8 protein-coding genes and 1 pseudogene are annotated in these 12,378 nt (G+C 41.1%); 5 read left to right on the plus strand and 4 right to left on the minus strand.

Annotated elements, in window-relative coordinates:
* Positions 1 to 483: 483 nt before the first annotated feature.
* The 4 genes and pseudogenes from LC608_RS16555 to dxs form a co-directional block, all read left to right on the plus strand.
* Positions 484 to 675, plus strand: a pseudogene (locus tag LC608_RS16555) (DUF2811 domain-containing protein); the annotation flags it as partial.
* A gap of 734 nt (positions 676 to 1,409) precedes the next feature.
* Positions 1,410 to 2,372, plus strand: a complete 963-nt coding sequence (locus LC608_RS16560) for an aldo/keto reductase (protein ID WP_229554574.1) — start codon at positions 1,410 to 1,412, stop codon at positions 2,370 to 2,372.
* A 564-nt stretch (positions 2,373 to 2,936) separates the two neighbouring features.
* Positions 2,937 to 3,383 (plus strand): hypothetical protein, encoded by a 447-nt coding sequence (locus tag LC608_RS16565; RefSeq protein ID WP_229554575.1) that lies wholly within the window; start codon positions 2,937 to 2,939, stop codon positions 3,381 to 3,383.
* Positions 3,384 to 3,924: 541 nt separating this feature from the next.
* Positions 3,925 to 5,829, plus strand: a complete 1,905-nt coding sequence (dxs, locus tag LC608_RS16570; RefSeq protein ID WP_229554576.1) for a 1-deoxy-D-xylulose-5-phosphate synthase — start codon at positions 3,925 to 3,927, stop codon at positions 5,827 to 5,829.
* 133 nt (positions 5,830 to 5,962) lie between these two features.
* On the opposite strand, the gene LC608_RS16575 is transcribed toward dxs, so the two are convergent.
* The 3 genes from LC608_RS16575 to LC608_RS16585 form a co-directional block, all read right to left on the minus strand.
* A complete protein-coding gene (locus LC608_RS16575; protein WP_229554577.1) occupies positions 5,963 to 7,144 on the minus strand; it encodes a catalase in 1,182 nt (393 codons plus the stop codon).
* 175 nt (positions 7,145 to 7,319) lie between these two features.
* Positions 7,320 to 8,981 carry a peroxidase family protein gene (locus tag LC608_RS16580; protein ID WP_229554578.1) on the minus strand — a complete coding sequence of 554 codons (1,662 nt, stop codon included), beginning with the start codon at positions 8,979 to 8,981 and terminating at the stop codon, positions 7,320 to 7,322.
* Between the two features lie 80 nt (positions 8,982 to 9,061).
* The gene (locus tag LC608_RS16585) at positions 9,062 to 10,072 is read right to left on the minus strand and encodes a DUF2235 domain-containing protein (RefSeq protein ID WP_229554579.1); all 1,011 of its coding nucleotides are present in this window, start codon (positions 10,070 to 10,072) and stop codon (positions 9,062 to 9,064) included.
* Between the two features lie 604 nt (positions 10,073 to 10,676).
* On the opposite strand from LC608_RS16585, the gene mtnA reads away from it, so the two are divergent.
* Entirely contained in the window at positions 10,677 to 11,738 is a 1,062-nt protein-coding gene (gene mtnA / locus LC608_RS16590) for an S-methyl-5-thioribose-1-phosphate isomerase (RefSeq protein WP_229554580.1), read from the plus strand.
* 206 nt (positions 11,739 to 11,944) lie between these two features.
* Here the strand turns inward: mtnA and LC608_RS16595 are convergent.
* Positions 11,945 to 12,378: VCBS repeat-containing protein (locus tag LC608_RS16595; RefSeq protein WP_229554581.1), on the minus strand; the 434-nt coding region annotated here is incomplete at its 5' end.

Here is a 12,378-nt window from a genome sequence, read left to right on the forward strand (position 1 = left end):
TAAATGTCACGAAACCATGACATTTTTGTAATTCTTATCATTGGCTGCTATTTTACTCACTCATTCCACAGGGTTTCCACAGGGATTTTAACAGTTTTCCACAGGTTCTCTACGAGCTAATAGGCTTCTTACTCTCCTGTTGGGGATTGTTGATAAACAGTGGTAAGGAACTTAAAGGACTGAGTTCTTATAAAGTTACGTAACGAAAAAGAGCTTCTAATGCTGATTATTTCGTTCGCATTTATTTTTTATACACTCGTTTTTAACATTTCGCAGCATTGACAAACCCACCCCCTCTTGGCGCACAATGATTCGGCTTGCTTTTGTAATCCGTTCAACCGTTCGCATCAAATGTGTAAAATATATTACTACCAGATGTAAGCGTAGATTGGCGGGCTGGCAAAAGAGCGTGTGAAGTAGTCCTAAGCCGCTTCAGCGCAAGCAACTTGTCCCTCTTGATTATCCTCATAGGAGGAAAATCTCATGAAAGCAACGGTTAGCATCTTTACAGAAATTCCTGAAACACTCCACGAATCCTTAAAAAACTACTTAGAAAGCCATCCCGATTGGGATGAAAACAGAGTATTAACGGCGGCGCTATCATTGTTTTTACTCCAAAATGGAGATAGCGATCGCCGTGCTGCTCGAGTCTATCTGGAAACTTTGTTCCACCACTCCACAGTAAAAATGCCCTGTACCGACTCACCCGCAACAGCTAATTTACTAGACACCCCATAGGTACTGGTATGAAACCCTGATATGGGCACGGCTAACTGTGCCCTATCAATGGGATTTTGATCCAAAGCGATCGCTCATATCGGGATAATATAGGACTCATATTTGATTTTTGAACAAAACTCAGTACACCTTTATTCCTTCTTCCCAGTCCCCAGTCCTCAGTCCCCAGTCCCTTACCTCTACGAGTGATTCAGAAATCAAAGACGCTCGATAGCGCAGCGTTAGCGACGCAGGAGCGTCTGACTCGCTACCGCTTCGCTATCGGATTGCTATATTACAACAAAAAAGATCAGTAGATTCTGATCCTTAAAGAGGTTCCAATAGTTTCTCTTGTTACCAAAACTAATTGGTAATAGTGCATTTAAAATTGAGACAAGACTTGAATATATTAGCTGACCGTTAATACTTGTTATATAACGGTTTTATTTTGAATACAAGGACGTTCGTAGGAATACATAGCGGTGCATTGATGTAAGTCGCTTCTCGAAATTCACCCATTCAATTCTTTATCTCACACATTCCAAATTGCCATCGGTATTTTGGCTTCTTCAATAATTTCCTGATCGGCTTGAAAAGTGTATCTTCAGCAAGATATTGTCAACTTATCTTTGTGTTTGAATTGGCACATATCTATATGTATTTAAGTAATAGTTGAAAGACTTGGAGAATAGATGGCAGGAACTACGTCAAATTCAGAAATGCTATATCGAGTTCTCGGCAGTACAGGAGAAAAAGTTTCCGCCATTGGATTGGGTGGTTGGCACATCGCCTTGAAGCACGTTGATGAGCAATTAGCAATCCGAATTGTTAGAACAGCCATTGATCGTGGCATTACCTTTATGGATAACAGTTGGGATTACAACGGTGGAGTCAGCGAGATTCGCATGGGAAAGGCGTTGCGCGATCGCTATCGAGATAAAGTATTCTTGATGACCAAAATCGATGGTCGTTCTAAAAAAGCAGCAGCAAAACAGCTAGACGAATCACTCCAACGCCTGCAAGTTGATTGCATCGATCTCGTTCAGCACCACGAAATCCTTCGGCACGAAGACCCACATCGAGTTTTTGACGAAGAAGGGGCGAATGCTGCCTTGATTGAGGCACAGAAAGCTGGCAAACTCCGATATATTGGTTTTACTGGGCACAAAGACCCGTATGTTCATTTGCACATGCTGGAAGTTGCAGCCACTAACGGGTTTAAATTTGATACAGCACAGATGCCGCTCAATGTGATGGATGCCCACTACCGGAGCTTTGAAAAGCTGGTTGTGCCAGAACTGGTTAAACAAAACATCGGCGTTCTGGGAATGAAAAGCTTGGCAAACGGTATTATTTTAAGGTCAAATACTGTAACGCCAATTGAATGTTTACACTATGCTTTGAATCTGCCTACATCGGTTGTGATTACCGGAATTGACAACATGGAGATTCTAGAGCAAACTTTTGAAGCAGTGCGGACGTTCCAGCCAATGAATGACCAGCAGGTGCGATCGCTTTTAGCAAAAACAGCAGAAGCGGCATCACGCGGCGAGTTTGAGCCTTTCAAAACCTCATCAATTTTCGATAGCACTGCCCAAAATCCAGATTGGCTAGGAGAGGAGCCACAGCGCCTTCAGCAATTGATGTCAGCGTGATGCTTTCTTGGTGTTAGTCTGTGCAGAAAGTTCAGACGATGACACAACACTAAAGCATAGAGAGGTTTGTCGAATTCACAGCACTTCACTGTTAGTTTTTATGTTTTAATGGGCACATATATGTATTTTATAAAAATATATATAATATATGCCTGCTCAGAATAAAATACGCCATTTGCCCGCTCGATTAATTAGTCAAAATATAACCTTTTAGAAGCGTTATTTACGGTTAGGTAGAGTATTAACTTGCTTGGCCAAAAGCCTGGACAATAGCATTGCGGGTGCGATCGCAAGTTAATTAATTGAAGGGCGATCGCTAACTTTTCTCTAAGCGCAGTGTTTAACAACAAGCTCCTACGCGTCTAAGCTCATGTATAAAATCTGTGAACTGTTTAATTCGCTCCTTAATTACCAACAAAAAAATCTTGGCTCAAAATTCAATCTATCAAAATAGTGAATTCATTTCATAACTAATGACGCAAGAACTTCTATCTAGGGAACGATATGGCGAATAAACTAAATGAAGTAGAAATAGTATACTAAGTCACATTGAGATTGTATTCTATGAAATTGAATTATGTTACAAAACAGCTTTCTACGGTAAAACGCTGGATGGCTACAACACTGTTTTGTATGTTAGCGATCGCTTTCGTTTGGCAAGGGGCATTTTTATCGAACACTTCAGCAATGGCTGCTCCTACTGCAACCTTGATCGCATCATCAGACGCAGGCGATAAAGTTCAAGAAAAAACCAGTAAAGATGCTGGACGAGCCAAAAATTTCATCGACGATACGGCAGATAAAGTTAAGGAAGCTGCAAAGAGCAATGCCAGTAAAGTTGATGAATCAACAGACAATGGTAGTTTTGTTGAGCGCAAAGCAAAGAAAGATGCGGCTACAATTCAGAAAAGAGCAAACGAAGATGCAACTCGGACTAAAGAAGCAGTAAACAACACAAAGAATGTTGTTGAGCGCACTGTTGATAATATCAAAGATGCTTTTGGTAAATAGTAATCCTATTTGATTTCGTTCAAACCGAAAGTCTTAGATTCCCGACTATTGTAGAAAGTCGGGAATCTTGCTGTTTACAAATAATTTAGGAAAGTTTAAATTATTGCACAGATTAATTTATAAACTTTATACTGTGATTCTAATCTGCATGTTATTTGCTAGTTATCTTAAAAGTAATACAAAATTTTATAATTATTAATTTAGAAAGGTTATTTTACTAAAAAAATACTGACTTTAGATAAAGTGAGCGATCCAGCTAAGGCATCTCCGCAAACTGCTGCTGGATCATGTATTTTTTTTACGGATTACCAACTATCTTTAAGTAGCATCACTTATTGACAAATGTGCTTTGAGTTTAACTTTTTTCAACCTTTTTTGACCGAATTGTTAATGGTTAACAAATTTTTCACTATTATCGATTACGAAGTTATACTTTCCGCTACAACTTAGTAACAATGTAAGAGTCTGATTATGTGAACAACCCGTCCGTGGGAAAATCAAAATACCGAAAACCTGAAGTTAGAGAGGAAAACCCTATAATATGCATCTGAGCGAAATCACCCATCCTAATCAGTTGCACGGTTTATCTGTTCGCCAACTGCAACAGATTGCCCGTCAGATTCGAGATAAGCATCTCCAAACCGTAGCAGTTAATGGTGGGCACTTAGGGCCAGGGTTGGGTGTTGTAGAATTAACACTAGGACTTTACCAGACACTGGACTTAGATCGGGATAAAGTGATTTGGGATGTAGGACACCAGGCTTATCCCCACAAACTGCTTACAGGACGATACGATCGCTTCCACACCCTCAGACAAAAAGACGGAGTTGCAGGTTATCTCAAACTCTGTGAAAACAAGTTTGACCACTTTGGGGCTGGACATGCTTCTACAAGTATTTCAGCAGCATTGGGCATGGCTTTAGCACGAGACTTAAAAGGAGAAAAATTTAAAGCCGTTGCTGTGATTGGGGATGGGGCGTTAACTGGGGGTATGGCTTTAGAAGCCATCAACCATGCCGGACACTTGCCAAAAACTAACCTGTTGGTTGTTCTCAACGACAACGACATGTCTATATCTCGCAACGTCGGCGCGATTCCCCGCTATCTGAACAAAATGCGCCTCAGCCAGCCGGTGCAATTTATTAAAGATAATCTTGAAGAACAATTTAAGCAAATTCCCTTCGTGGGTGAATCCTTGTCTCCCGAACTCGGACGCATCAAAGAAGGTATGAAACGCTTGGCTGTTCCAAAGGTAGGTGCAGTTTTTGAAGAACTCGGCTTTACCTACATTGGGCCAGTGGATGGGCATAATATCGAAGAATTGATTGCCACCTTCCAACAAGCACATCAGATACAAGGCCCAGTCTTAGTACATGTGGCAACAGTGAAAGGCAAAGGTTATGAAATTGCCGAACTAGATCAAGTTGGCTACCATGCCCAAAGCCCCTTCAACGTAGCAACTGGCAAAGCCATTCCTTCCAGCAAACCCAAACCCCCAGCTTATGCCAAAGTCTTTTCTCACACTCTGGTGAAACTTGCCGAACAAAACCCGAAAATCGTTGGGATTACTGCGGCGATGGCAACGGGGACAGGCTTGGATAAACTTCAAGCAAAACTGCCCAATCAATATATTGATGTCGGCATTGCTGAACAACACGCAATCACCCTAGCAGCAGGACTTGCAACTCAAGGGATGCGCCCCGTTGCGGTTATTTATTCTACCTTTCTGCAACGCGCTTATGACCAGATAATTCATGATGTCTGCATCCAAAACCTGCCGGTATTCTTCTGCTTGGATAGAGCCGGAATTGTCGGTGCCGATGGCCCCACTCACCAAGGTATGTATGACATTGCCTATCTGCGTTGTATTCCCAATATGACAATAATGGCACCCAAGGATGAAGCAGAGCTGCAAAGCATGGTAGTAACTGGCGTTAACCATAGTGGCCCGATCGCTATGCGCTATCCTCGTGGCAATGGCTACGGTGTTCCCTTGATGGAAGAAGGTTGGGAACCTTTGGAAATCGGCAAAGGAGAAATTCTGCGTACAGGCGATGACGTGTTAATCGTCGGCTATGGCACAATGGTTTATCCAGGAATGCAAGCTGCGGAAATTCTCAGTGAACACGGCATTGAAGCAACTGTAATTAATGCCCGTTTTGTTAAGCCTTTGGATACCGAGTTGATTTTACCTTTAGCTAAGAAAATCGGCCGCGTTATCACCTTAGAAGAAGGCTGTGTCATGGGTGGCTTTGGTAGTGCGATCGCTGAAGCTTTACTAGATGCAGATATTCTCGTTCCTGTCAAGCGATTCGGTGTACCAGATGTATTAGTAGATCATGCTGAACCCAATGAATCTAAGACAGAATTAGGTTTAACCAGCCATCAAATAGCAGAGAGAGTGTTGCAAGCTTTCTTTAAGCAGCAAGTAGCTGCTGTTGTCTAGTTAATTCTTTGTAGAATGAATTGCCCACACTTGTGACTCAGGTGTGGGCGATTCATTTGCTTATGAAAACGGTACTGCTGCAACTGTGCGATCGCTGAAGATTTGCAAACCTGTCATTTTACTCTACTGAAAATCAGACAGTTGGTTCCTGGTATTTGACTCCTCGTTTTTGATGACGGTCATTAGCAACGATAGGATAAACAATGCTGCGTAACCGATTGATAGCACCGACAGGACGATGCACTGCTAGACCATTCCCAGGAGAAAAACTGAGATTTTCCCCAAAGTCATTATCTTTAGCAGAATCAACCTTCTGATGCTTAACTGTTAGGCGACCAACTGTAATGAAGGGTGATTCCTGTTCATTCCAAACAATAGTGGTATCATCAATAGACATTTCTGGGCTAGTTTGAAATTGAATTTGAAAATCCCAACAATATTCAGCATCAGGCTTTGCTAAAGCTTGAATGATATCATCTCGGTAGTAGTTGTCCTCTGAACCTGAGGCTTTGGCACGCTGAAGCTCACTTTCTGGTCTGGATTCGAGAGGAAGTTGTTGATGAGGTGGTTGACTGGAAACTGGAGTAAATGCATATTTAATTACAACCGGATATTCCACAGGAACTCGACCTGGTTGAGATGGGTCAAAATCAGATTTGAGTCCCAAAGAAAACGCCGAAGCACTCCAATAGCGTTCTGTGAGCAAACTCTTGGGAAAGCGTTTGAAACTAGTTTGTAAAAGAGTGGATTCGTAGGGATGCAACTTTAGCCAAAAAAGCACCAACAGCTTAAAAAGCGGAAACAGCCCTGCTCGATAAACCGCCACAAAAAAGCTATGGAAGTCCTTGATGGTTCTAACAAAAAAGAATTCGGTATTGTGGACAATAATATCTTGGGTTTTTAACTCGTGACTTTGCGGTAGTCGTTTTCCTTCTACCCCTATCACCTTTACGGCCATGGAGCGTGTATCTCCTTCATAATCATTCTTTACTGAAAACGCTCCATTTGCAAATCGTAGCCAAACCGGATATTGTTTGGGTTTGGCAAATAAACCTTGTTTTAGGGAAATGGCTTGAAGTTGAGCTTCAGTTAATGAGGTGCGTTTGCTCAATTCCTGTTTAATTGCTGCTTCATCAAAGTCAAAGATTTTTAAAGTCCCTTGTACAGCAGCGTTAGTTTTAGAGTGGGTATCTCTCTTTGCAGTTTCTTTCTTTTTACCTCCGTAAAGATTTTCCATGTTCTTTTTGACTAGCTCACTCATAAGATCGGAATATTTGGTTTCGTCCTTTTCTGGGTATTCGGTAAATAGTTTCATTTTTTTAGGTAGGATTAATTAATCAATTGAGTTTATTTAAAGCTGCTTAGACATCGCTTGTTTGCAGTTATTGTCAAGTCAGCTTCAAGTGATAGATTGAAAAGAGTATTATTAAGAGCGATCGCTCCATTAACGTCTTCTTTACAATATGTTATGCATAACAAGCTTTTAAAAGTTAGGGTACGATCGCATTAAAAGCCGATCTTAAGTGAAGGTCGAAACTAACTTTGTACTTTCTGCCTGAGAGAGGAACGTTGCGATTAAGTAAATCAGAGACAGTGTTGGTATTTTGAATAATTTCCCAACCCACAGGAGAAAAGGTCTTTTCATTGAAGATATTGGGTGATAATAAAGGATTCGTTAGTGCTTGAGAAAAAGCATCAATCCCAATTAAACGTGCTACTAGCGGAGGGATAGTTGAATTTTTCCGCCCATCCTCAGCGTAAAGTCCTACAAAGAACTCAATATTATCAACATGACCATATAATTCTTTGAGTTTATTTTGAGCAAACTTATCACCAGTAACTTGCTCAAACGTCGTGACTCTGGGAAAACCACATATTTCTCGATAATCGTTGTAACTTGCTAATTGCAACTGCCGTCCCAGTCGAATTGAGGGTAATTCAGTTAACTCAACCAATATATCAGGGGTGTTAAATAAACCAATTTTTGTACCTGGTTGAGAACAAGTTTCTTCCATCAATGCCCCTAAACCTTGGTCAATAAACATCTTATTGTTCCAAAGGGATGTAACTATATGGGTTGGTTGACCGTTATAGTTGAAAGTCTCTGGAATCGCACTATGCCAGCGATATACAAAGTCAAACTCAATTGCCATATAATTGGGACGATGCCAGCTTTCCTTAGTAAAAGCTTCAGGATCAGCAAACAACTTAAAGTCATAGGGAGTGATGTGGTTAATGTACTCTTCCATAATGATTTTGAGAATAATCGCCATGAGAATATTTCTCGATGTTTGGAAGAGGCGTTCATCATCCCAATCTGGATAATTGCTTGCTAATTCATCACAAAGCCGATTATGTTCCCGGAAACATAGAGTATTGAGCATGACATAGCCAATTTGCACATTTGCTCGTTCTACTCCCATCGCAAACATATATTGTTTTTTATCTACGGGCTGCCTTTTTTCATCATTCACAGGTTCATAAAGACCCTCAAATTGAGCGTCAACTTTACCCTGTGCTGGATCGGCATAATAAAACAAGGGATATTCTTCTTCTACACCATCTTGGCGCTTAAGTTTTTGAGATTTTAGTTTGCCTCCTTTAAACCTTCTTAGAAGGTGTGTTTGTTTTCTGGTTAAACCATAAACATTACACAAATCAATCTCATGGTTGGAAGTATTTTTTAGTTTATTGTAGTGATCGAGGCGGAGAAAGCTATCTGTAAACCACTGTACCCAATAGGGAAACAGCATAGTTGATTTGCTAGAGTAAATGGTTTTACCATCTCTTTTACGAAATAAAACAGCTAGGTCTTCAACTTTAGGTAAATTGCCTTCAGCGTTTAGCTTGGGATCGGGTGGTAGATGTCGTCCTGTATAAGTGCGATCGTTGAGTGATTCCCAGGAAGTATAAGTATCAGTTTTTTTAGGAATTTCAGTATCAGGAATATGCTCATCTAGACTCATCATACTGTAGGGGTTAGGACGAGTCGGAATTTTATAGATGAGGCTGTTAAGCAAAGTTTTATTAACTTTACGTGCAATAGATTTGTTACTTTGGAGAAGTTGCCAAATCGGTTTAAAGTTCGTTAAAACGTATGTTTGAATTTTGTTATCTAAACCGTCTTTAGATGTATCTCTTTTTCCCGTCATAAATTTTTACCTAATTTTTTGCAATTCTGTATTAAATAGACTCGAAATTTATCTGTTTCTATTAACAAAATCAATTCCAATTATTTCAGTTTGGAAATAATATTTTGTAGATTTTTTGGTCGATAGTCTTTGCGACTTTTCAAACGGTTGATCGCGCTTTCATGAAGGTCTTCAATGGCATCACTAACCTCACGAAACTTGATTCCTGCGAATTTAAAGAATCCAACATCGTTTTTAAAGTCACATTCATAATTAGGGTTAATACCTGTCGGAATCACACTTGTATCGAAGTCAAGCCCCAATTTCATTTCACCGATGGCATCAATCATCCACTGTAAGGCAGCATCTGATAACCCACTATGTTCTTCCGTTCCACCACCAACACAACCGTGCCCACCTGGGAACCACTTTTGAATTATCCTCTGGCTTTCGTCGGCCTCAGGATGCTTTTTCATGGGGGTAACATCAAAGATTTCGCGGATTTCGTCGATCGCTATCGCGTGCAATGCATTTTGAATACATTTGTTTAAAGTAGTGTCATGGAATCTGTACCGCTTATTCAGCTGCTCGTGTAACTTGCTGAAGCCGGGTATCCCAGGAATACCAAGGGCCCCAACTGTGTCAAAACAACCGAGCAATGTGATCGGGACGCGATCGCCGTAAGCTTGACGGTATTCCACTGCTGTCTTATCCTTGGGTTTAACACCCCGGTTACGGTAAAGCTCGTAAGCTTCATGTGCTTTGGTGACATGGGGGCGGTCTAGAAGACCGGAGCAATAGATCATTCCCGCCAGACTTCTAACTGTGTAAGCACCACGACTGAAACCAAACAGATAGATTTCGTCACCAGGAACATAGTTGAGGCTAAGAAATCGGTAGCCATCTTCTATATTTCTATCAATTCCTAGTCCGGTAGCTCCCCCTAAAACCTTTTGACTCTCGGTTCCAACGCCCTCGTCATAAAATATGATCTGTGTAACCCCGTCACTAGCGATCGGTTTCACGGATTGAGCTAGCTTAACTACATTGCTTGGGTAAAGACTTGTTAACTGTTGCCAAGTTCCATCGCAGCAAATCACAATACGTTTCATAGTTATATTTAAAACTTTTGAGTAATTAGTTCAATTTTTCATCAAGGTGTGAGTTCGGCATAGAGTTAAAGCAAAGGTATTTTATATGCTAAAAATATGTCTATTTTTATCAACGCTTTAGCGAAACATAATCTCACTTTTTTAATGAGAAGGCAAGGACAGTTAAAATAGATAAGCAGGAAATTAGTTAAACAATATTAAGTAGCCATCCACGCAGCAAAGCTAGAAATAGTTAATTGAATTTTGGTTTTTAAAATTCAATCATCAAAGTGCATTAAACAAGATGCAGAATTCATAATAAATTAAGTGGGGAATTCAGACCCGCCACTACGAAAGTTGATTACAAAACAAGAAAATTTGGTGTGGTGTTTCACGGTTATTCAAACGCTCTCTACAAGAGGTGACACTCTTTCCTCGTTAACGGCAGTTGCTAAAGAGCGGGAACGCGCTTGAGCGTAGCTTGCTTCCCCGTAAGGGTACAAATTAGGGAACCGCAAGGGCGCACTGCCTCACCAGTCGCGCAGAATTTAGAATTAAATTCTGGCTCCTAAATTCTTTCTTGTTAAAGTAAAAAATATTGCCCATCTACTAACTACCTCTCTCTATGACACCTTCTACAAACCAGGTTTATCCCGTTATTTGGCACAATGACTCAGTGTCACTAATTGACCAAACTCGCTTACCCAACGAATATACATTTGTAGAAATTCACCGCAGTGAAGATATGGCGCGGGCGATTAAAACCATGATTGTCCGGGGTGCGCCTGCAATTGGTGTCGCTGCGGCTTATGGAATGTATCTTGGTGCAAGGGAAATTAAAACAAGCGATCGCCACGAATTTTTGCAACACTTAGATAAAGTAGCTCAGTTGTTGCGTTCTACTCGTCCAACGGCGGTAAATTTATTTTGGGCAATTAGCCGGATGCTGAAAGCCGCCTACGAAACGCTGGGAACAGTAGAAGACATCAAGCAAACTCTTTTCCAAATAGCCCAAGCAATTAATATTGAAGATTTACAAACCTGTCAAGCGATTGGTGATCATGGTTTGGCTGTTTTACCGTCTACCCCAGAAAAGCTGAGGCTGCTCACTCACTGTAACGCTGGGGCGTTAGCTACTGCTGGTTATGGCACAGCCTTGGGTGTGGTGCGTTCTGCATGGAGGGAAGGACGTTTAGAACGTTTATTTGCCGATGAAACTCGTCCTCGTTTGCAAGGCGCAAAACTCACCACTTGGGAATGTGTACAAGAAGGTATTCCAGTTACATTAATTACTGATAATATGGCAGCCCATTGCATGAAACAAGGTTTGATTCATGCTGTAGTTGTGGGTGCCGATCGCATTGCTGCTAATGGTGACACTGCTAATAAAATTGGTACATATAGTGTGGCGATCGCAGCTAAAGCACATAATATCCCTTTCTTTGTAGCTGCACCGCTTTCCACTGTTGATTTTGAATTAGCCGATGGTAGCAAAATTCCTATTGAAGAACGCGAACCAACAGAAATTTATCAAGTTGGCGATACCATTCTCACTCCTGCGGGTGTAGATTTTTACAACCCAGCATTTGATGTGACTCCGGCAGAGTTGATTACAGCCATCATTACAGAGAATGGAGCGATCGCACCTGATAAATTAGCGAAATCACAGTTAAAGCAAGTAGCTTAACATCTATTAATAGGCGCATCATGTCAATAAAAAGATTTTATTATCAATAAGCTCAAAATTAGTTATCTTGCCCGAAGGGCAGATAAATGCTGATTATGAGCGTTGATTCTTAACCTTGGTTGTTATCAAGAAAGAGGAATTTAGATGTGTTTGCCCTCCCTTAAACTCCAGAGGAAACACATCTAAATTACCCCTTATAGGCAAATTTAGAAATCAGAAAGTCCAACATAAGTGCGATTGATGTCTCCTGTTTCGTTCCAAATCAAATCAGTCCGCCTATCGCCATTAACGTCACCCGCCAAAACGTCATAATTACTCCATCCTCCTTCCGGGCGATCTTGTGCCCCCAGAAATGTAAAAGTTCCATTACTGTTAGCAAGTCCGACGTAAGTGCGATTGATGTCTCCTGTTTCGTTCCAAATCAAATCAGTCCGACCATCGCCATTAACGTCACCTGTCAAAACGTCATAAGTGCTCCATCCTCCTTCCGGGCGATCTTGTGCCCCCAGAAATGTAAAAGTTCCATTACTGTTAGCAAGTCCGACGTAAGTGCGATTGATGTCTCCTGTTTCGTTCCAAATCAAATCAGTCCGACCATCGCCATTAACGTCACCTGTCAAAACGTCATAAGTGCTCCATC

The sequence above is a fragment of the Nostoc sp. XA010 genome, assembly GCF_020829625.1.
Classification (GTDB): Bacteria; Cyanobacteriota; Cyanobacteriia; order Cyanobacteriales; family Nostocaceae; genus Nostoc.

Bases quoted from the DNA above. Each gene is read 5' to 3' on its own strand.
- LC608_RS16560 (WP_229554574.1), top strand. From the start codon at position 1,410: ATGGCAGGAACTACGTCAAATTCAGAAATGCTATATCGAGTTCTCGGC.
- LC608_RS16575 (WP_229554577.1), bottom strand. From the start codon at position 7,144: ATGAAACTATTTACCGAATACCCAGAAAAGGACGAAACCAAATATTCC.
- dxs (WP_229554576.1), top strand. From the start codon at position 3,925: ATGCATCTGAGCGAAATCACCCATCCTAATCAGTTGCACGGTTTATCT.
- mtnA (WP_229554580.1), top strand. From the start codon at position 10,677: ATGACACCTTCTACAAACCAGGTTTATCCCGTTATTTGGCACAATGAC.
- LC608_RS16585 (WP_229554579.1), bottom strand. From the start codon at position 10,072: ATGAAACGTATTGTGATTTGCTGCGATGGAACTTGGCAACAGTTAACA.
- LC608_RS16580 (WP_229554578.1), bottom strand. From the start codon at position 8,981: ATGACGGGAAAAAGAGATACATCTAAAGACGGTTTAGATAACAAAATT.
- LC608_RS16565 (WP_229554575.1), top strand. From the start codon at position 2,937: ATGAAATTGAATTATGTTACAAAACAGCTTTCTACGGTAAAACGCTGG.